The organism is Roseomonas sp. CCTCC AB2023176, assembly GCF_042259275.1.
Taxonomy (GTDB): Bacteria; Pseudomonadota; Alphaproteobacteria; order Acetobacterales; family Acetobacteraceae; genus Roseomonas.
Map to the genome: position 1 here is coordinate 4,293,137 of NZ_CP170086.1, position 19,479 is coordinate 4,312,615.

Sequence of the window (19,479 nt, forward strand, 5' to 3'; positions counted from 1 at the left end):
TTGTCGTACTTGACGGTTACGGTCCTAGGTTGTGGAAGCTCGGGTGGCGTGCCGCTGCTCGGCGGCCCGGATGGGCGTGGCGAGTGGGGTGCCTGCGACCCGGCCGAGCCGCGGAACCGGCGCCGGCGTTCTAGCATCCTGGTCCAGGCGCCCAGCGGCGAGCGGATGCTGGTGGATGCAGGGCCCGACCTGCGGGAGCAGATGATTTCCTCCGGCGTCGGCCGGCTGGACGCGGTGCTGCTGACCCACGCGCATGCCGACCACATCATGGGGCTGGACGAGCTGCGCCAGGTGAACCGGATCGTCGGCGCAACGCTGCCGCTCTATGCCGATGCGCCGACGCTCGAGACGGTCCGCGCCCGCTTCGATTACGCCTTCCGGCCCATGGTCCGCGGCTTTCCGCGGCCGGCGCTGGTGCCGCTGGAGGTCCGGCCCGGCGAGACGGCGGAGATCGCGGGGATGGCCGTCCGGATCTTCCGGCAGGACCATCGGGTGATGGACACGCTGGGCCTGCGGATCGGCGGGTTCGGCTATTCCACGGATGTCTGGCAGATGCCCGAGGAGGGCTTCAAGGCGCTGGCCGGCGTGCGGACCTGGATTGTGGGCTGCTTCGCGCGGTCACCTCATCCGGTGCACGCGCACCTGGACGCCGTCCTGGCATGGCGGGAACGCCTGGGGCAACCGCGGACGATCCTAACGCATATGGGAACCGACCTGGACTGGGGATGGCTCGCCGCGAACTTGCCGGCGGGCGTCGAGGCAGCGCATGACGGCATGCTGGTTCGGGCCTGATCTCGTCCAGCATCCGTTTACATAATCTTCATTCTGCGACTGGAGGGTGAGCGTTTGAGCGACGATAGCGGCCCCGGCCCGGCCCTCCTCCGGCTATTGGGCATCATGGCGCGTCTCCGCGCGCCGGACGGCTGCCCCTGGGACCAGGAGCAAGACTTCGACAGCATCGCGCCCTACACCGTCGAAGAAGGCTACGAAGTCGCGGATGCCATCGCCCGGCGCGATTGGGCCGGTCTTCAGGACGAGCTGGGCGACCTCTTGTTCCAGGTGGTCTACCACGCGCAGATGGCGTCAGAGGCCGGACGCTTCGCCTTCGCCGACGTGGCTGAATCCATCACGGACAAGATGATACGACGTCATCCTCACGTGTTCGGAGAGGATGCGGCACGGGACTCCGTGACCCAGGTCAGGGCTTGGGACGATGCCAAGGCCGTGGAGCGGTCGGCCCGAGCGGAAACCGGCACGCTCGCGGGGGTTCCGGCCACCCTCCCCGCCCTGACCCGCGCCGCGAAGCTGACCCGCCGGGCAAGTCGGGTCGGGTTCGACTGGCCCGACGCGGCATCCGTGCTGGACAAACTAGAGGAGGAAGCGCGGGAGGTTCGTGCCGAGCTGCCCGGCGCCGACTCGGGCCGGCTCGCGGACGAGGTGGGCGACCTTCTCTTCGTCGTGGCGAACCTCGCGCGGAAGCTGGACCTCGATCCAGAGGCCTGCCTGCGCGGGGCGAATGCGAAGTTCGAGCGGCGCTTCGAGGCCGTCGAGGCGGCCCTGGCCCGGAATGGCCGCACCCCTTCCGAGGCGACCCTCGAGGAGATGGAGGCGCTCTGGACCGCGGCGAAGGCGGCGGAGCGTCGGGCGCCGGACTGACGCCCCCGCCCTCAGCGGCGTTCGACGGTAACCCAGAGCCCGCCGCGAGGCCGCAGGGAGACGCGCCCGCGCGGCACGACCGTCCGGCCCGGATCGAGCCGGAACCGGTAACGGCGCGCGAACGTCGCCGCGACAAGCATGATCTCGGTCAGCGCCAGCTGCGCCCCGGTGCAGATCCGCGGGCCCGCGGAGAAGGGAAGGTAGGCGTAGCGCGAGCGGCCGGCCGACTCCTCCGGCGCGAACCGGTCGGGGTCGAAGCTGTCAGGGTCGCGCCAGAGCGTGCGGTGGCGGTGGATGACGAAGGGAGCGACGAACAGCACCGCCCCCCGCGGAATCCGGTGGCCCAACACGGTATCGGATCGGCGGACCGAGCGGACGATCATCGGGATCGGCGGATAGAGGCGCAGTGCTTCATCCACCACGCGGCGCGTATAGGGCAACCGGCCGAGTTGCTCGGGCCGTAGCGGCGCGGCGCCGAGGACCGCGTCCAGCTCGGCGTGCAGCCGCGCCTCGACCTGCGGGTGGAGGGCGAGGAGGTAGAAGAGCCAGGTCAGGCCCCGGATCGTCGCGTCGCCCGCCGTCGCGAGGGTCGCGGCCTCGTCGCGGATTTCCTCGACGGCAAGGCCCCGGCCGGTCCGCCGGTCCAGCCCGTGGGCGATGCGCCATATCATGTCGCGCGGGCCGGCATAGGCGGGGTCCAGGCGTTCGCGCACCAGGCGGATCAGACCTTCGCGGCCCGCGGCCCGCTCCGGCGTGCGGCGCGTCGGGCTGACGAGATCGGCGATCCGGTCGGGCAGCGGGACCAGGTCCAGCAGACGGGGGTTCCGTGGCACGCGGGCGAGCCAGGCAATCACCGGGAGGCCGCGCGGATCGCTGCCGGTGAAGACCTGGTTCAGCATCGCCGTAAAGAGGCGGGTGACGTGCTTCTCGATGTCCACCGGGCCCGTCCCGACCGCGGCCGCGAGGTCGTCCGCGGCGGCCTCGGCCATGCGGATGAGGTGCGGCAGGTCGCCAGCGATGGCTCGCCGGTCCACGGAGGGCGCGCCGACGCGTCGGTGCCGTTCCCAGACCTCGCCCATCGAGGCGAGCGTGCCCGTGCCGATCTCGGCAGCGTAGAGGCGGCGGATGAGGCCGAGCCGAGGGTAGTTCTCGGGGGTCTCGACGAGGATCCGGCGGACGGCAGCAGGCTCGCTCACGAAGACGACGGGGAAGCCGGCGAGGCGACGGACGACGATCGGTTCCTCGTAGACGCGCTCGTCGCAGACCGAGAGCGTGTCGGACATGACGGTGCGGAGGAACGTGACCGGTCCAAGAGGCCGGTCGGGCCGCGGCGGGACCGCGAGGGCGGGGCGCTCGATTGCCGGCAGCGCCTTGCCGGGATCGGCGGCCAGGACGGGCGGGGCTGTCTCCATCAATCGCCGAGGAGGGCGTCGTGGATGGCGGCCCAGGCGTCCCGGTCCGGCGCGAGGATGAGGCCGCCGTCGCGGTGGCGCGCCGCGTCGTAGGGGCTACCATCGAAGCGGGCGGCATAGCCGCCGGCCTCGCGGTGGATCAGCCAACCCGGCGCGTGGTCCCAGGGCATGAGGCGGTTGTAGAGGGAGACGTGAGCAGCGCCGCCTGCGACCAGGCGGTATTCGTGTGCCGCGCATCGCAGGATCCAGGCGCCCGCCAGCCGGGCCATGCGGGCGGCGACATGGCTGCGACGCGGCTCCTCGAGGTACGCGTAGGAGATGATCCCGAGCATGCGGCCGACCGGGGCGGCGTCGGCCACGCGCAGCCGGGTGCGGGGCACCCCGTCGGGGCCCGCGATCCAGGCCCCCTGCCCCGCCGCGGCGATCGCGGTGTCGTCGCCGAGGGGGTCGTGGATCCAGGCGGCGACGACCTCGCCCTGGCGGAACGCCGCGGCCATGCAGCCGAAGGTCGGGAGGCCCGCCGCGAAGTTGGAAGTGCCGTCCACCGGGTCCACGACGAAGGCGAGCGGGGCCTCCGCGAGGCCGTCGAGGATGGTGGGGTCGGCGGAGGCGGCTTCCTCCCCGACCACGACGCATCCCGGGAAGCGGGCCTGGAGGGCCGCGGTGATGACTCGCTCCGCCGCCTCGTCGGCGTCGGTGACGAGGTCGAGCGGGCCAGTCTTCGTCCGGATCGCGCCCGCCGCCAGGCTCCGGAAGCGAGGCATGATCTCGGCGCGCGCAGCGTCGCGTAGGATCGTCGCGACCTCGTGCAGGGTCGTCGTGTCGAAGTTGCTCACCCTGCCCCGCGCGTTTCGAAGCGGGCTCTGTTGGCCTCGGAAAGCCGGACGCTCAGGCGGATGGCGTCTTCCGCGTCGGCGCGCGACAGGACCTCGCCGTGGCGGTAGAGCCAGGCGAGACCGGCCCCGTCCTCGGGCGCGACGGAGAACTCGGCCGTGACGAGGTCGCGCGACAGCCGGTGGTCCAGCATGCGCCGGAGCACGTCGAGGCCGTCGCCCGTGAGGGCGGAGACGGCGACGGCCCCCTCCCCGGCCGGTCCGGGCGGCTTCTCCATGAGGTCCACTTTGTTGAGGACCTCGATGACGCGGGCTTCCCAGCCTTCGTCCAGGGTCTCGTCCTCCGTCATCTCGTGGAGGACGCCCAGCACGTCGGCGCGCTGGGCCGCCGTGTCGGGGTGCGCGGCGTCGCGGACATGCAGGATGACGTCGGCTGCGGCAACCTCTTCCAGCGTGGCGCGGAAGGCTTCCACCAGCTGCGTCGGCAACTCGGAGATGAAGCCGACGGTGTCGGACAGGATCACCGTGCGGCCGGAGGGAAGGCTGATGGCCCGCATCGTCGGGTCCAGCGTCGCGAAGAGCTGGTCCTGGGCATAGACGCCAGCACCCGTCAGGGCGTTGAACAGCGTGGACTTGCCGGCGTTGGTGTAGCCGACGAGGGCGACGACGGGGTGGGGAACCCGCGCACGGGCACCGCGGTGCAGGCTGCGGGTCCGGCGGACCTGTTCCAGTTCCTTCTTGAGCTTGATGATCCGCTCGTCGATCAGGCGCCGGTCTATTTCGATCTGCGACTCGCCCGGGCCTCCGAGGAAGCCGAAGCCGCCGCGCTGCCTCTCCAGGTGGGTCCAGGACCGGACGAGGCGGGTGCGCTGGTAGGACAGGTGGGCCAGTTCGACCTGGAGCGAGCCCTCCTTCGTTCGGGCGCGCTCCCCGAAGATCTCCAGGATCAGGCCGGTCCGGTCGATGACCTTGCAGCCCCAGGCCCGTTCCAGGTTGCGCTGCTGGACCGGGGACAGGGCGGCGTCCACGACCGCAACGGTGACGCCTTGCTCCGCGATCGCGGCCCGCGTCACCTCGACTTGCCCCTCGCCGAGCAGGGTGCTCGGGCGACGTGCTCGCAGCGGGAACACGGCGGTGTGGACGATGGCCACGCCGATCGACGAGGCGAGGCCGACGGCCTCCGCCAGCCTCGCCTCGGCCGCGCGCATGGCGCCGCGCTCCTCGCCGTTGCGCAGCGCCTCGGGGCGTTTCCGCTCCCAGGGGAGGATGACGGCAGCCGGCGTGGGGCCGGCGTGCGTCTCAGCTGCCGGAGCCGACAGGGGCGGGTTCCCGGGGTGCCAGGGTCAGAGTGCTGTCGCGCCCGGGCGCAGCGGGCTGGGCCGTGGCCGTCGTGCCGTCGAAGAGCATGATCGGGGCGCCCGGCATGACCGTGCTGATGGCGTGCTTGTAGACGAGCTGCGTGTGGCCGTCCCGGCGCAGGAGCACGGAGAAGTTGTCGAACCAGGTGATGATGCCCTGGAGCTTCACGCCGTTGACGAGGAAGACGGTGACGGGCGTCTTGCTCTTCCGGACGTGGTTCAGGAAGACGTCCTGCACGTTCTGGGATTTCTCGGCCGGCATAAGCTGACCCCTCTTCATTAAGCGCCGGCCCTTTGCGGGCTCGGCAGGAAGGATGCGGTTGTCCTTGTGCCTCGGGCCTCACGGAGAGGGTCCGCGCATGGCCGGGGCGCGCATCCCCGCCGCCGGTGCCCTCAGGATCGGCTCACGGCGTCCCGGTGGCAAGGGCGGCGGCCAGGGCTTCCGCATCCGTGAAGTGCAGGTCAGGCCTCGCCGCGGCAGGGCCGCCGTCATGCGCCGCGTCGCCCAACAGGACCGCCACGCAGCCGGCGGTGCGCGCGGCCTGCATGTCGAGGGCCGTGTCGCCGACGTACCAGACCCCCTCACCCACCGGCACGCCGCAGGCGGAGGCGGCGAGGCGCATGGGGCGGGGGTCCGGCTTGTCCGCCGCGGCGTCGCCGGCGCCGACGAGCGCGCGGAACAGGACGGTCCAGCCGAGGTGGCGGGCCTCCCGCCGCAACAGGGCACCCTGCTTGTTGGAGAGGACGGCGAGGGGCGCGGCGCGCGCGACCTGCCGCAGCATCGCCTCGACACTGGGCATGGGGCGCAGGACGGCCAGGTGTTCCGCCCGGACGCCGGCGTAGAAGATGTCCCGGGCGCGTTCCCAGCGGTCCCCGAACATGCCGGGGAAGGTATCGCGGAGGGAGTGGCGGACGCGGGCCCGGACCTCCTCCAGCGTCCATTCGGCCATCCCGGCGTCGCGCAGGGCGGCGTTGAGGCCGGCCTGAATCGCCGGCCAGCCGTCCACGAGGGTGTTGTCCCAGTCCCAGATGATCGCTCGCGGCGGGGTCACGCGGGCTGCCTCAGGCCGGCGTCGGCGCGTTTCGGGGCGGACCCTTCACGCGCCGGGCGAAGATGTCGAACAGGCGCCGCGTCACGGGGCCGGGCGTGCCGTTGCCCACCGCGCACCCGTCCACGGCCAGGACGGGCTTCACGAAGGAGGTGGCCGAGGTGATGAAGGCCTCCCGCGCCGCGGCGAGGTCGTCGAGCGTGAAGGGGCGCAGGTCGGCGTCCACGCCGTGCGCGGCCATCTCGGCGAGGAGCGCGGCGCGCGTGCAGCCCGGCAGGATCTCATGGCCGAGGGAAGGGACGCGGATCGCCCCCTCCGCGTCCACGATCCAGAAGGACGTGGCGGCCCCTTCCGTGACGACTCGGGTGGCGGGGTCGTAGAGGATCGCCTCCCCTGCCCCGCCCTCCCGCGCGGCCTGCCGCGCGAGGACGTTGGGGAGGAGGTTCACCGTCTTGATGTCCCGCCTTTCCCAGCGAAGGTCGGGGTGGGTGATGACCTTCATCCCCCAGCCCTCGATCGAGGCGGGATAGGGCGGGATGCGCTTGCAGGTGACGACGAGGGCGGGCGGCACGGGAAGCCGTGGGAAGGCGTGGTCGCGCCGCGCGACGCCCCGGGTGACCTGCATGTAGAGCAGACCCTCCCGGACCCGATTCCGGCGGGCGACCTCCCCGAGTACCAACCGGAGGGAGGCGGTCGGCATCGGCGGTGTCAGCCTGATCTCCCGAAGCGACCGATCTAGGCGCGCCAGATGAAGGTCGGCATCCACGAAGCGGCCGTCGTACAGGTGCACGACCTCGTAGATCCCGTCGCCGAACTGATACCCGCGGTCCTCGATGTTCACGCAGGCGTCGCGCTGGGCGACGTAGCGGCCGTTCACGTAGGCGAAGCGGGACATGCAATGCTTGTGGCCCGGTCGCCGCCAGGCCTCAAGCCACGACCGTCAGGCGGTCGTCCGCTCCTTCTCGTCGGCCTGGACGCCGAGGAACTTCAACTTCCGGTGCAGCGCGGAGCGCTCCATCCCGACGAAGTTCGCGGTCCGGCTGATATTGCCGCCGAAGCGGAGGAGCTGCGCCTCGAGGTACTGGCGTTCGAACAGTTCCCGCGCGTCCCGCAGCGGCAGGGTCATGATCTCGGACGACCTGTCGAGCTTGAGCATGGCGGGGGCGGCGGAATTGACCTCGGGCGGCAGCATCTCCGGCCGGATCGGGTCGGCCGGGCCGCCCGGGGCCATGATCAGCAGCCAGTCCACGAGGTTCCGCAGCTGGCGCGTGTTGCCCGGCCAGTCATAGGCCTGCATGGCTGCCATCGCGTCCTCGGAAATGGTCCGGGGCGGGACGCCGGAGGATTCGGCGGACCGGGCCATGAAGTGGCGGGCCAAGGCCGGCACGTCCTCCCGCCGCTCGCGCAGGGACGGGACCCGGAGCGGGACGACGGCGAGGCGGTAATAGAGATCCTCCCGGAAGCGGCTCGCGGCGATTTCGGCGGCGAGGTCGCGGTTGGTCGTCGCGACGACGCGCACGTCCACCTTGACGCGGGTCGCCCCGCCGATCCGCTCGAAGCCCTGTTCCTGGAGGGCGCGGACAATCTTGCCCTGGGTCTCGAGGGGCATGTCCGCGACCTCGTCAAGCAGGAGCGTGCCGCCATGCGCGCGTTCCAGCACGCCCTGGCGGCGGGGCGAGTCGGCCGTGGCCTCGACGCCGAAGAGTTCCTCCTCGAAGCGGGCGGGATTCAGGGTGGCGCAGTTCAGCACGACGAAGGGCTCATCGGAGCGGCGGGAGCGGGCGTGGATCATCCGCGCGACCACTTCCTTGCCCGACCCGGCGGGGCCACTGATCAGCACGCGGGAGCCGGTCGGCGCCACTTTCTCCACCTGGTTCCGCAGGCCGCTGACGAGGGAGGAGGTGCCGATCAGCTCGGACTCCGACCCGCTGCGAAGGCGAAGCTCGGAGTTCTCCCGCACCAGCCGCGCGGCTTCCAGCGCGCGGGCGACGATCAGAAGCAGGCGGTCCGACTTGAACGGCTTCTCGATGAAGTCGTAGGCGCCCTGCTGGATCGCCTGGACCGCCGTCTCGATGGTCCCGTGGCCGGAGATCATGACGACCGGGACACGCGGCTCCTCGCGGTGCAGGGCTTCAAGGATACCCAGCCCGTCCATGCGGGAGTTCTGCAGCCAGATGTCGAGGATGACGAGGCTCGGCCGTCGCTTGCGGAACTCCGCAAGGGCTCCGTCGCTGTTGGCCGCGCCGCGGGTTTCGTAGCCTTCGTCACCCAGCACGCCTTCGATCTGCGTGCGGATGTCCGGCTCGTCGTCCACGATCAGGATGTCATGCGCCATGGCGCAGCATCTCCGTCCCCCGCTCGTCGCCTGACGCCGCCGGACCATCGGCCGCGGAAGGGTCCGCGGGAAGGAACAGGACGGCGCGAGCCCCCCCGGCCGCCCCGTCCTCCAGCGTCAGCCCGCCACCATGGTCCTCCATGATCTTCTTCACGATGGCAAGCCCAAGCCCCGTCCCCTTCGGCTTGTGCGTGACATACGGTTCCGTGAGCCGGTCCCGCTCCGCGTCCTGCGGCAGGCCGATGCCGTTGTCCTCCACGGCGATACGGACCGGCGACTCCCGGCCGCCCGCGGTGACCTCCAGGAGGATGCGGCCGCCCGCGCTTCCATCGGGGCGCATGGCGATCGCGTCGGCGGCGTTGAGCAGGAGGTTGGACAGCGCCTGGTTGATCAGGCGCCGGTCACCCCGGATCGGCACCGCAGTTTCGGGCACGCGGAGCTCGTAGGCGATGTCGGGGTGCGCGTCGCGCTGAAGGACGAGGGCATCGCGGGCCAGCTGGACCGCGCTCTCCGGACGGATGACGGGCTGGGGCATGCGGGCAAAGGCGGAGAATTCGTCCACCATGCGGCCGATGTCGCCGACCTGCCGGACGATCGTGTCGGTGCAGGCGCGGAAGGTCTCGGGATCTTCCGTGATCTGCTTGAGGTAGCGGCGCTTGAGGCGCTCGGCCGAGAGCTGGATCGGGGTCAGGGGATTCTTGATCTCGTGGGCGATGCGACGGGCGACGTCGGCCCAGGCCGCCTGGCGCTGGGCGGAGAGCAGGTCGGTGATGTCGTCGAAGGTGAGGACGTAGCCCGTCACCTCCCCCTCCGCCGCCTCGGCCCCGATGCGGACGAGCAGGGTGCGGCGGCTGCCGCGGGCGGTAACGGGGATTTCCTCGGTCCGGGCGCGGTCGGGGGAATCCATGACGGCGGTCAGCAGGATGCCGAATTCCGGCACCACGTCGTCCAGGTGATGACCCACCAGAGGATCGAGGTCGCGGCCCAGCAGGTCGCTTGCCGAACGGTTCGGCAGGTTGATCCGGCCCTCCGGGTCGAGGCCGATCACGCCGGCCGAGACGCCGGCGAGCACGCTTTCCGTGAAGCGGCGGCGGTCGTCGAGCTGGCGATAGGCCTCAAGCAGTTCGCTCCGCTGCGCCGCGAGCTGGTTCGTCATGCGGTTGAAGGCGCGGGAGAGGGAGCCGACCTCGTCGTCTGCGGCTCCTTCGTCCACGCGAACGGACAGGTCGCCGGTGCGGACCCGCTCCGCCGCGTTCGCGAGGTGCGCGATGGGCCGCGCGATCTGGTTCGCAATGACGAGGCCGATCAGCGCCGCGGCCAGCAGTACGAGCAGCGCCGCGATGATGAAGATCAGCGCGAAGGTGATCTGCAGGCCGGATCGGTTCTGGTCGAGCTGGGCGTATTCCTGGAAGGTCAGCTCGGTCCGCTGCATGTGCTCGATGATGGAGGGGTCCACCGGGCGCCCGATCTGGAGCAGCAGCGCCGGCTGGCTGTCCAACGCGACCACGCCGCGCACCATCCCCTGCTCGCTCTCGTCGGCAAGGACGGCGACGTCGCCCTGCCGGATGATGTCGTTCGCCCAGGCCGGCGGCGGGTCCACCGTGAGGGCGCTGCCGAGCCCAGCGCCCGCGACGACATTGCCGAGGACGGGGTCGTAGACCACCGCCTCCGTCAGGCCGCGCAGTGCCGTGAGCGACGAGAGCAGGCGCGAGAAGCCGACCGTGTTGTCGGGCAGCAGCGTCGAGGCGCGGTTCAGCTCGGCGGCGATCGCGAGGGCGTCGGCGCGGATCGTGTTGCGGTGTTCGTCGAGGTAGGCGCGCGACGCGATGAGGCTGGCCTCCAGCGTCCCCCGCACGCGGTCGCTGAACCAGGCCTGGATGCCGAGGTTGAAGAACACGGCGGCGAAGGCCGCGACGAGGAAGGCCGGCACGGCCGCGACGCCGCCGAAGAGCAGGACGAGCCGGACGTGCAGGCGCGACCCCGCGCTGCCCCGGCGCCGCTCCGCCCAGACGCGGACGAGCCGCGTCGTCAGGCTGATGCCGAGCATCAGCACGAAGGCCGCGTTGACGAGGAGGACGGCCACGATCTGCGACGGCGAGGTCGGACCGAGCGGCGTACCGCCCGACAGGAGGGAGAAGGTGGCGACGCCGACGAGCAGCGCCCCGGCCGCGAGGCCGAGCGTCATCGCGCGCCCGAGGAGGAAGTCCGCGATCTTCCCCCCGATCTCGCGTCCCCTCAGCACGGCGGGACGGCCAGGCGGGTCACGACAGGCCGCGCACCACCGGGAGTTCCAGTTCCCGGATCTTCTTCCGCAGCGTGTTGCGGTTCAGGCCGAGCATGGCCGCCGCCTTGATCTGGTTGCCGCGGGTCGAGGCGAGCGCGAGACGCAGCAGGGGACGCTCGACCTCGGCCAGCACGCGCTCGTAGAGTCGCGTCGCGCACGGGCAGGCCGTCGCGCTGGCTGCCGATGAAGGTCGCGAGATGACGCTCGACGGCCTGTTCCAGCGTCTCGTTCGCGGCGGCGCCGGGTGCCGGCGCGTTGCCCGGGGAGGCCTCGGCCAGTTCCGCCGTGACCGCGTCGGCCCCGATCACCTCCTGCGGGTAAAGGGCGGCGAGGCGCCGCATCAGGTTCTCGAGCTCCCGGGCATTGCCCGGCCAGGGATGTTCCTTCAGCCGGTCCACCGCGCCGGCGTCGAGCGTCTTGGCCGGCAGGCCTGCGGCCTTGGCGCGGTCGAGGAAGTGCCGGGCAAGGAGCGGGATGTCCTCCTGCCGCTCACGCAGGGGCGGAAGTCGGATGGGCACCACGTTCAGGCGGTAGAAGAGGTCTTCCCGGAACAGGCCTTGCCGGATGGATTGCCGCAGGTCGCGATGCGTCGCCGCGACGATCCGGACATTGGCCTTGATGGGCTGGCGTCCACCGACCGTCGTGAACTCACCCTCCTGGAGGACGCGGAGGAGGCGGGTCTGCGCCTCCGGCGGCATGTCGCCGATCTCGTCGAGGAAGAGGGTGCCGCCGGCGGCCTGCTCGAAGCGCCCCACGCCGCGGGCGAGGGCGCCGGTGAAGGCGCCGCGCTCATGTCCGAAGAGTTCGGCCTCGATCAGGTCACGCGGGATGGCGGCCATGTTGATGGCGACGAAGGGACCGGTCCGGCGCTTGCCGTAGTCGTGCAGCGCGCGGGCGATCAGTTCCTTACCCGTCCCCGACTCGCCGTTGATCATCACGGTCAGGTCGGTCGTCGTGAGGCGCGCGACGGTCCGGTAGATTTCCTGCATCGCCGCGGAGCGTCCCACGAGCGGCAGGCGCTCCCCTTCCTCGCCCGCCTCGGGCTCCTCCGTCGCGGCCGGCGGCGCGGCGAGCGCCCGGTCCACAAGGGAGAGCAGGTCCTTCAGGTCGAAGGGCTTGGGCAGGTAGTCGAAGGCGCCACGCTGGGCCGCCTTCAGCGCCGTCATGAAGGTGGACTGCGCGGACATGACGACGACCCGCAGTTCCGGCCGGACCCGACGGATGCGGGGGACGAGGTCCAGCCCGTTCTCGTCGGGCATGACGACGTCGGTGATGACCAGGTCGCCCTCCCCGTCCTCGACCCAGCGCCAGAGGGTTGAGGCGGAGGATGTCGCGCGGACCGTGTGCCCCGCGCGACCCAGGGCCTGGGAGAGGACGGTCCGGATGGCCCGGTCGTCATCCGCGATGAGGATCGTGCGTCCGCTCACGCGCGGAGCTCGATCGGGCGCATCGCCGGGCGGCGGGCCGGTGCCTGCGGCAGGGACAGGCGGAAGACGGTCCGCCCCGGCCGGCTGTCGCATTCGATGAGCGAACCGTGGTCGGCCACGAGCTTCGCGACGAGGGCGAGGCCGAGCCCCTGCCCTCCCCGCTTCGTTGTGACGAAGGGCTCGAAGAGCGTGGCGCGCACGTCGTCGTCGATGCCCGGGCCGTTGTCGCGGACGCTGACCTCGAGCGGCAGATGGACGCGCTCCTTCGAGCCGGGGATCGCCAGGCGGACGCCGTGGCGGTAGGCGGTGGACAGGACGATTTCTCCCTCACGCGGATCAACGGCCTCGGCCGCGTTCTTCACGAGGTTGAGCAGGATTTGGACCAGCTGGTCGCGGTTGCCCCAGACGAGCGGAAGGGAGGGGTCGTACTCCTCGGCAAGGCGGAGATGCGCGGCGAAGCCGGCGCCGGCGATCCGCTTCACGTGGTCCAGGACCTCGTGGATGTTCACCGCATCGCGCTCGGTCGGGCGTTCGGAGAACATATCCATCCGCTCGACGAGGTCGCGGATGCGGTCGACCTCGTCCTGAATGAGGACGCAGAGCTCGCGGTCGGCTTCGGAGACCCCGCTTTCCAGCAGTTGGGCAGCACCGCGGATGCCGGAGAGGGGGTTCTTCACCTCGTGGGCGAGCATCGCGGCCATGGCCGAAGCCCCGCGCGCCGCGCCGCGGAAGTTCAGTTGCCGGTCGAGCTTCTGGGCGGTGGAGCCGTCCTGCAATGTCAGGACGACGGCGCCGGGGCTTTCCGGCACCGGAGCGCCATGAGCGGCGACCCCTTCGCGGTGCAGGCGCGGGCTGATGAGGTTCAGGTCGTGGTCCGAGACCGGAGCGTCCACCGACCGGACCTGCTCGACGAGCGAGACAAGGCGGCAATCCTCCGGCAGCAGGTCGGTCAGGCGCATCTGCGTCAGCGACGGCAGAGATAGGCCGAAGAACAGTTCCGCTGCCGGATTGGCGAAGGAGAACCGGTTCTCCGGATCCAGCAGCACCACGGGCATCGGCAGCGCGCCGAGGATGAGGTTCGCGCCGGGCGGCAGGAAGACCTGCGGGCGCGCGAGGGCGCGGAGGGGTGCGGCGGTCCTCATGCGGCGAGGGCTCTCTCGGAATCATGGCCGGCTTCGCGGAAGGCCTGCCGGCTGCGTTCGACCCCCGCGGCGACGAGGGGGCCGTAGAAGTCGTGAATGACGCCCAGCGCGTCCTCCGCCGTGTCAGCGGCGTTGACGCGGACCCGGAACTGCGCGCTGCCGGGCAGGCCGTGCGAGTACCAGGCGATATGCTTGCGCGCGAGGCGGACGCCCGGGTTGGTCCCGTGATGGGCCAGCATGGCGTCATAGTGTTCGAGCAGCGTCGCGTACTGATCGGCGATCGACGGTTCGGCGGGGACCGTGCCGGTCTCCAGCGCCTCGGCGACCTGGCCCGGAAGCCAGGGGCGTCCATAGGCGCCACGCCCGATCATCACCCCGTCCGCGCCGGACTGGCGCAGGGCCTCCAGCGCGTCCTCCGCGCCGAGGATGTCGCCGTTGACGATGACGGGGATGCTGACCGCCGCCTTCACCCGGGCGACGAAGGCCCAGTCGGCGATGCCGGTGTAGAGCATCTGCCGGGTGCGGCCGTGCACCGTCACCATCCGGATCCCGCAGGCTTCCGCGATGCGGGCGAGGTTCGGGGCGTTGAGGCTCCCGTGGTCCCAGCCCATGCGCATCTTCAGCGTGACGGGGACGGAGACGGCCTTCACCGTCGCTTCCAGGATGGCGGCCGCCTTCACCTCGTCCCGCATGAGGGCGCTGCCGGCCTGCTGGCCGACCGCCACCTTCTTCACGGGACAGCCGAAATTGATGTCCACCAGCCGGGCGCCGCGGTCCACGGCGAGCCGCGCGGCCTCGGCCATCACGGCGGGTTCGCAGCCCGCGAGCTGGACGGAGGCCGGGCCGCCGAAGCCGTCCATCTCGGCCATCTTCAGGGTCTGGCGGTTCTCCCGAACCATGGCCTGGGAGGCGATCATCTCGCTGACGACCATCGGCGTGCCCTGCGCCCGGGCGAGGCGGCGGAATGGCAGATCCGTCACCCCCGACATCGGGGCGAGGATCACGGGCCGGTCGAGCGTCAGGTCACCGATGCGGATGGGCCGGATCGCGGGGCTGCCCGCTTCTTGGGCAGCGCCCGCCGGAGTGTGGTTTGGCTGCATCGTCGGGTGCCTATCAACCGGGCAGGGCGCCGGTCAAGCGGAGTCACGATTTGTGCGACAGCCCGGCCGCGGCTAGGGCGGCGCCGGGGCCAGGGGATGACGGGATGCGGGTTGTCGCGCTGCTGATGGCAGCAGGGAACGGGACGCGGCTGGGGGCGCCAGTCCCGAAGCAGTACCTCCCGCTGGTCGGGCGACCCGTGATCCGGCACGCGGCGGAAGCGCTGCTGCGGGACGGACTGGTCGCGGGCCTTCAGCCCGTCGTCGCGGCCGGCGAGGAGGCACGTGTGGCGGCGCTGCTGGACGGGCTACCGGTACGGCCGCCGGTCGCCGGCGGCGCGACCCGGCAGGAAAGCGTCCGGGCCGGGCTGGGCGCCCTCGCGGCCGACGCGCCGGATGTCGTCCTCGTCCACGACGCAGCGCGGCCGGTGGTCACGCCAGGGACGATCGCGGCGCTGCTGGCGGCCCTCCGCGATCACCCCGGCGCCATCCCGGCCCAGCCGGTCGCCGACACGCTCAAGGCCGGCGAGGATGGGCGGGTCAGCCGCACCGTCCCGCGGGCCGGGCTGTACAGGGCGCAGACGCCGCAGGCGTTCCGGTTCGGGGCCCTCCTCGACGCGCACCGCGCCGTGCGGGAAGAGGTGACGGACGATGCGGCGCTACTCGAAGCCGCGGGGCTGACGGTCGCGCTCGTCCCGGGATCGGAGGACAACGTGAAGATCACCTATCCCGGGGACCTCGAACGCGTGGAGGCCGCTATGCTGCCCCGGATGTTGCCGCGTACCGGCACGGGCTTTGACGTGCACCGGCTAGTCCCAGGTCGGTTGCTGTGGCTGTGCGGCGTGCAGGTGCCGCATGAGTTGGGTCTGGACGGGCATTCGGACGCGGATGTCGGGCTGCACGCCCTCTGCGATGCCATTTACGGCGCCCTCGCTGAAGGCGACATCGGCCGGCACTTCCCGCCGTCAGAAGCGCAGTGGAAGGACGCGGACTCGTCCGCCTTCCTGCGGCACGCCGCCGGGCGGGTCGCGGCGCGGGGCGGGGTGCTCTGCAACGCCGACGTCACCCTGATCTGCGAGCGGCCGAAGATCACGCCGCACGCGCCGGCGATGATCGCGCGGGTCGCGGAACTGCTGGGCGTGCCGGCGGATCGGGTCTCGGTGAAGGCGACGACGACGGAGCGGCTGGGCTTCACCGGGCGCGGCGAGGGGATCGCGGCGCAGGCGGCGGTCAGCCTGTTGCTGCCGGCCTGACGGGTTCGGGGAGGTCCCGCAGGACCTCTTCGCAGGCGGCGGCGATCTCGTCCCGGACCGGACCGGGGCGTGGCGCGTCGAGCAGCGTCGTGAACCAGGGCTCGGGCGGATTGCGCCCCGCGGCGCGGTCCCAGGTGATAACCCGGAGGACGGCTTCGGCCGCGGCGGGCAGGCGCTCCGGCATGTCCCGCCCGTCCAGCGTGCCCCAGATCGCTGCCCAGAGTCGGGCGACGGACCAGGGATTGTAGCCCCCTCCCCCTGTGACGATCAGGCGCGGTGTCTGGGCCATTACGGCGCGCAGGGTGGCGAGGTAGGCGTGGTTCGAAAGGGAAAGGCGCGCGAGCGGGTCCTCCTCCAGACTGTCCGCGCCGCATTGAAGCATGACCGCCTGCGGTCGGAGGTGCCGGATGAACGGCAGGAGGGCGTGGCCCAGGACGTGCGCGGCCTCGGTGTCGTTGTAGCCGGGTGGAACGGGAATGTTGCGCGCGTGACCGCCGGCGCGGTCCCCCAGGTGCCCGGTGTGCGGCCAGCGACCGGCTTCGTGGATCGACACGGTGAACACCCGCGGGTCGTCGTGGAACGCGATCTCAACGCCGTCGCCGTGATGGGCGTCGAGGTCGATGTAGAGGATGTTCGTGAGCCCGAGGTCCAGCCATTCCAGGAGGCCGAGGACGACGTCGTTGACGTAGCAGAAGCCGCTGGCGCGATCGCGCAGCGCGTGGTGGGTGCCGGCGCCCGGGACGTGGACGGTGCCGCCGGTGACGGTCAGCCGCGCGGCCAGGATGGCGCCGCCGGCTCCGGTGGCGGGGCGCCGGAAGATCTCGCGGAAGACTGGGTTGCCGTGGGCGCCGATGTGGTGGCGCTCGCGGTCCTCGGCCGTCGCGGCCTGCGTGGCTTCCGCGCGTTGCAGGGCCGCGACGTAGGCGGGCGTGTGGAAGCGGGTGAGTTGCGCGAACGTGGCCCGCGGTGCGTCGAGATACCGCGCCGGGTCGAGCCAGCCCAGCGCGCGGATCAGGTCCAGGGTGTTCGGCACCCGCTGGATCGCCAGCGGGTGCTTCGGGCCGTAGGTGGAGCCGCGATAGACGTCCGACCCGATCAGCAGCGGCCGGCGGGGGGCCGCCGTCAGCGCGCCCTCTCCAGGATGGAGGCGTAATTCGCGACGGCGGCGCCGCCCATGTTGAAGACCGCGCCGAGCGAAGGATCGCGCAGCTGCATGCCCCCGGCCTCGCCTGTCAGCTGCATCGCGGCCATGACGTGCATGGAGACGCCGGTGGCGCCGATCGGGTGGCCCTTCGACTTCAGGCCGCCGGAGGGGTTCACGGGGAGGCGTCCGTACTTCGCGACGGTGCCGTCGAGGATGGCGCGAGCCCCCTGCCCTTCCTTCGCCAGGCCCATCGCCTCGTAGTGGATGAGCTCGGCGATGGTGAAGCAGTCATGGACCTCGGCGAAGGAGAGGTCGTCCAGCGTGACGCCTGCGGCCTCGTAGGCTTGGCGCCAGGCCTCGCGCGCGCCCTCGAAGCGGATGATGTCGCGCGCGGAGATGGGCAGCAGGTCGTTCACCTGCACGGCGGCGCGGAAGCGGACGGCCTTGTCCAGGGTCGCGGCCGTCTCGGCGTCGGTCAGGACCAGCGCGGCGGCGCCATCGGAGACGAGCGAGCAATCCGTGCGCTTCAGCGGGCCGGCGACGACCGGGTTCCTGTCCGACACCGTGCGGCAGAAATCGTAGCCGAGATCCTTCCGCATCTGTGCGTAGGGGTTCCCGACGCCGTTCCTGTGGTTCTTCGCGGCGATCGCGGCCAGCGCGTCGGACTGGTCGCCGTGTCGCTGGAAGTAGGCATCGGCGATGCGGGCGAAGACGCCGGCGAAGCCCGCGGGAATGTCGCCCTCCTCCTTGCGATAGGAACATTTCAGGAGGATGTCGCCGACCTCGGCCCCGGGCACCGCCGTCATCTTCTCGACGCCGATGACGAGGCTGATCCGGCCGCGGCCCGCGGCGATGTGGTTCATGCCGGCATGGATCGCGGCGGAGCCGGTGGCGCAGGCGTTCTCCAGCCGCGTCGCGGGCTTGAAGCGCAGCTCGGGCAGGGACTGCATGACGAGCGAGGCGGGGAAGTCCTGCTTCGTGAAGCCGCCGTTGAAGTGGCCGATGAAGATCGCGTCCACGTCCGCGGGGGCGAGGCCGGCATCGGCGATCGCGGCGGCGGCGACGCGGCCGATGAGCGTCTCGGCGTCCGGGGCGTCCTCCAGCTTGCCGAAGGGGGTGTGGGCCCAGCCCACGATGCAGGTCTCGGTCATCGGCGCTTCCCTTGCCGGCGTCGGGGCACCGGTCCTGCGCCGCAAAATAGGACGGTCAGGCCGAATAGACGAGGTTCACCTGGTCCCCGAGGCGGTCGAAGGCGGCGCCGTAGCAATGGATGGAGACGGCCTCGCGGCAGGAGAGGTTGGCGAGGCGGTGGATGCTGTTCGGGTCCGGCGGAGTGCAGGACAGCGTGCCGGGCGGGCAGAGGCGGGTGCCGGTCGGCACGGGATCGTCCTCCGCCGCCGCATAGAACGTCTCGGTCAACGTGCCGCGGTGGACGGCGAGGGCGCACCAGGTCTTGTGGGCGTGGACCGGGCTCATCTGGCCGGGGCGCCAGACCAGGGCGATGACGGCGTAGCTGGCCGCGGCGTCGCCGTGGAGGAGGTGGCGGACGTAGTTGGTCGGGCAGCAGGGGCAGTCGCGGCCTTCCAGCAGCCGAGGGTCGGCCACGTGGGCGGCTATGGCCTCGGCGACGGCAGCATGGCGGCGCTCCGGCGCGCCGCGGACGGCCTCGGCAATGCCGGCCAGCATGGCGTCGAGCGGGCGTCGCAGCAGCGTCGGGGGTGCGGCGTGAACGGATGGGGGGACCGGAGCGAGGTTCACGGCAGCCTCCTTCAGATCGCGATGCCGGCGTCGGGGGCGGTCAGCGCGGCGAGGACCATGGCGCGGCTCGCCGACACCTGTTCCCGCATGATGCGAGCGGCCTCCTCGGCGCGCCCGAGGGCCAGGGCTTCGGTCAGGGCATGGTGCTCGTGCGACATCTCGCCGGTCCGGTCGCGGCGGCGGAGGCCGAGGACGAGCATCCGGGTGCTCTCGTCCAGCAGGCGGGCGACTTGGCGGGACAGGCGGGCGTTGCCGGAGAGTTCGGCGACGGCGACGTGGAACGCCTTGTTGGCGTCGAGGAAGGCAAGCGTGCTCTCCTCATCCTCGGGCCGGTAGCCGCAGGCGCAGATGGCGTCGAGGTCGGCGAGGGCCTTCGCATCCACCCGTCCTGCGGCGCGGCGGGCGGCCTCGGGTTCCAGCAACAGTCGCAGGTCGAAGACCTCGTGGATGTCGCGGATCGTGACCAGGGAGACGACCCAGCCGCGGCGGGGCTGGGCCTGGACCAGGCCGTCCTCGGCCAGCCGTGCCAGGGCGGCGCGAACGGGGGCCTTGCCGAGGCTAAGGCGGGCCGCGGTTGCGGCCTCGCTCAGAACCTCACCGGGGGTCAGGCGGCACGCCAGGATTTCACGACGGAGGCGGGCGACGACCTGCTCGGTCAGCGAGGCGGGTGGCTCGACGCGGCTCAGGTACGACATGGCCGTGGAAGGCTGTCTGACATGTCAGAAGCCTAC

17 protein-coding genes and 1 pseudogene are annotated in these 19,479 nt (G+C 71.6%); 3 read left to right on the top strand and 15 right to left on the bottom strand.

Annotation, left to right across the window (positions count from 1 at the left end; all coding sequences use genetic code 11):
- The first annotated feature begins 9 nt into the window (after positions 1–9).
- Both ACE7GA_RS21540 and mazG read left to right on the top strand, forming a co-directional pair.
- Complete coding sequence (locus tag ACE7GA_RS21540; RefSeq protein ID WP_376091334.1) at positions 10–792, top strand: MBL fold metallo-hydrolase; 783 nt, start codon at positions 10–12, stop codon at positions 790–792.
- A gap of 54 nt (positions 793–846) precedes the next feature.
- Positions 847–1,656 (top strand): nucleoside triphosphate pyrophosphohydrolase, encoded by an 810-nt coding sequence (gene mazG / locus ACE7GA_RS21545; protein ID WP_376091337.1) that lies wholly within the window; start codon positions 847–849, stop codon positions 1,654–1,656.
- A gap of 11 nt (positions 1,657–1,667) precedes the next feature.
- Here the strand turns inward: mazG and ACE7GA_RS21550 are convergent, their stop codons facing one another.
- From ACE7GA_RS21550 to dusB, 11 genes and pseudogenes are all read right to left on the bottom strand, one after another.
- The gene (locus ACE7GA_RS21550) at positions 1,668–3,068 is read right to left on the bottom strand and encodes a cytochrome P450 (protein WP_376091340.1); all 1,401 of its coding nucleotides are present in this window, start codon (positions 3,066–3,068) and stop codon (positions 1,668–1,670) included.
- Positions 3,068–3,904, bottom strand: a complete 837-nt coding sequence (locus ACE7GA_RS21555) for an inositol monophosphatase family protein (protein ID WP_376091343.1) — start codon at positions 3,902–3,904, stop codon at positions 3,068–3,070. Before ACE7GA_RS21555 ends, ACE7GA_RS21550 begins: the two co-directional genes overlap by 1 nt.
- Complete coding sequence (hflX, locus tag ACE7GA_RS21560) at positions 3,901–5,220, bottom strand: GTPase HflX (protein WP_376100458.1); 1,320 nt, start codon at positions 5,218–5,220, stop codon at positions 3,901–3,903. Before hflX ends, ACE7GA_RS21555 begins: the two co-directional genes overlap by 4 nt.
- A complete protein-coding gene (gene hfq / locus ACE7GA_RS21565) occupies positions 5,201–5,521 on the bottom strand; it encodes an RNA chaperone Hfq (RefSeq protein WP_376091346.1) in 321 nt (106 codons plus the stop codon). The genes hflX and hfq overlap by 20 nt, the downstream gene beginning before the upstream one ends.
- Positions 5,522–5,663: 142 nt before the next feature.
- Complete coding sequence (locus tag ACE7GA_RS21570; protein WP_376091349.1) at positions 5,664–6,311, bottom strand: HAD family hydrolase; 648 nt, start codon at positions 6,309–6,311, stop codon at positions 5,664–5,666.
- A gap of 10 nt (positions 6,312–6,321) precedes the next feature.
- Entirely contained in the window at positions 6,322–7,203 is an 882-nt protein-coding gene (locus ACE7GA_RS21575) for a D-amino-acid transaminase (protein WP_376091352.1), read from the bottom strand.
- A gap of 45 nt (positions 7,204–7,248) precedes the next feature.
- On the bottom strand, positions 7,249–8,643 hold the full coding sequence (locus ACE7GA_RS21580) for a sigma-54-dependent transcriptional regulator (RefSeq protein ID WP_376091355.1): 1,395 nt from the start codon (positions 8,641–8,643) through the stop codon (positions 7,249–7,251).
- Positions 8,633–10,828: an ATP-binding protein gene (locus tag ACE7GA_RS21585; RefSeq protein ID WP_376100461.1), complete on the bottom strand. Its 2,196-nt coding sequence runs from the start codon at positions 10,826–10,828 to the stop codon at positions 8,633–8,635. The genes ACE7GA_RS21580 and ACE7GA_RS21585 overlap by 11 nt, the downstream gene beginning before the upstream one ends.
- 76 nt (positions 10,829–10,904) lie before the next feature.
- Positions 10,905–12,354, bottom strand: a pseudogene (ntrC, locus tag ACE7GA_RS21590) (nitrogen regulation protein NR(I)).
- Positions 12,351–13,496: a nitrogen regulation protein NR(II) gene (locus ACE7GA_RS21595; protein ID WP_376091358.1), complete on the bottom strand. Its 1,146-nt coding sequence runs from the start codon at positions 13,494–13,496 to the stop codon at positions 12,351–12,353. The pseudogene ntrC and the gene ACE7GA_RS21595 overlap by 4 nt, the downstream one beginning before the upstream one ends.
- Positions 13,493–14,596, bottom strand: coding sequence for a tRNA dihydrouridine synthase DusB (dusB, locus tag ACE7GA_RS21600; RefSeq protein ID WP_376091361.1), 1,104 nt, complete (start codon positions 14,594–14,596; stop codon positions 13,493–13,495). The genes ACE7GA_RS21595 and dusB overlap by 4 nt, the downstream gene beginning before the upstream one ends.
- Before the next feature lie 104 nt (positions 14,597–14,700).
- On the opposite strand from dusB, the gene ACE7GA_RS21605 reads away from it, so the two are divergent.
- Entirely contained in the window at positions 14,701–15,846 is a 1,146-nt protein-coding gene (locus ACE7GA_RS21605) for a bifunctional 2-C-methyl-D-erythritol 4-phosphate cytidylyltransferase/2-C-methyl-D-erythritol 2,4-cyclodiphosphate synthase (RefSeq protein ID WP_376091364.1), read from the top strand.
- On the opposite strand, the gene ACE7GA_RS21610 is transcribed toward ACE7GA_RS21605, so the two are convergent.
- The 4 genes from ACE7GA_RS21610 to ACE7GA_RS21625 are packed head-to-tail and all read right to left on the bottom strand — an operon-like array spanning position 15,824 to position 19,443.
- Entirely contained in the window at positions 15,824–16,972 is a 1,149-nt protein-coding gene (locus tag ACE7GA_RS21610) for an acetoin utilization protein AcuC (protein ID WP_376100464.1), read from the bottom strand. The two genes, ACE7GA_RS21605 and ACE7GA_RS21610, sit on opposite strands and share 23 nt — an antisense overlap.
- On the bottom strand, positions 16,969–18,141 hold the full coding sequence (locus ACE7GA_RS21615; protein WP_376091367.1) for an acetyl-CoA acetyltransferase: 1,173 nt from the start codon (positions 18,139–18,141) through the stop codon (positions 16,969–16,971). The genes ACE7GA_RS21610 and ACE7GA_RS21615 overlap by 4 nt, the downstream gene beginning before the upstream one ends.
- A 55-nt stretch (positions 18,142–18,196) precedes the next feature.
- The gene (locus ACE7GA_RS21620; RefSeq protein WP_376091370.1) at positions 18,197–18,748 is read right to left on the bottom strand and encodes a cysteine dioxygenase; all 552 of its coding nucleotides are present in this window, start codon (positions 18,746–18,748) and stop codon (positions 18,197–18,199) included.
- A gap of 11 nt (positions 18,749–18,759) precedes the next feature.
- On the bottom strand, positions 18,760–19,443 hold the full coding sequence (locus tag ACE7GA_RS21625) for a GntR family transcriptional regulator (protein WP_376091373.1): 684 nt from the start codon (positions 19,441–19,443) through the stop codon (positions 18,760–18,762).
- Positions 19,444–19,479: the final 36 nt, after the last annotated feature.

Coding starts and splice junctions, on each gene's coding strand:
- hfq (WP_376091346.1), bottom strand. CDS start 5,521: ATGCCGGCCGAGAAATCCCAGAACGTGCAGGACGTCTTCCTGAACCAC.
- dusB (WP_376091361.1), bottom strand. CDS start 14,596: ATGCAGCCAAACCACACTCCGGCGGGCGCTGCCCAAGAAGCGGGCAGC.
- ACE7GA_RS21585 (WP_376100461.1), bottom strand. CDS start 10,828: ATGACGCTCGGCCTCGCGGCCGGGGCGCTGCTCGTCGGCGTCGCCACC.
- ACE7GA_RS21580 (WP_376091355.1), bottom strand. CDS start 8,643: ATGGCGCATGACATCCTGATCGTGGACGACGAGCCGGACATCCGCACG.
- ACE7GA_RS21550 (WP_376091340.1), bottom strand. CDS start 3,068: ATGGAGACAGCCCCGCCCGTCCTGGCCGCCGATCCCGGCAAGGCGCTG.
- ACE7GA_RS21615 (WP_376091367.1), bottom strand. CDS start 18,141: ATGACCGAGACCTGCATCGTGGGCTGGGCCCACACCCCCTTCGGCAAG.
- ACE7GA_RS21605 (WP_376091364.1), top strand. CDS start 14,701: ATGCGGGTTGTCGCGCTGCTGATGGCAGCAGGGAACGGGACGCGGCTG.
- ACE7GA_RS21595 (WP_376091358.1), bottom strand. CDS start 13,496: ATGAGGACCGCCGCACCCCTCCGCGCCCTCGCGCGCCCGCAGGTCTTC.
- ACE7GA_RS21625 (WP_376091373.1), bottom strand. CDS start 19,443: ATGTCGTACCTGAGCCGCGTCGAGCCACCCGCCTCGCTGACCGAGCAG.
- ACE7GA_RS21575 (WP_376091352.1), bottom strand. CDS start 7,203: ATGTCCCGCTTCGCCTACGTGAACGGCCGCTACGTCGCCCAGCGCGAC.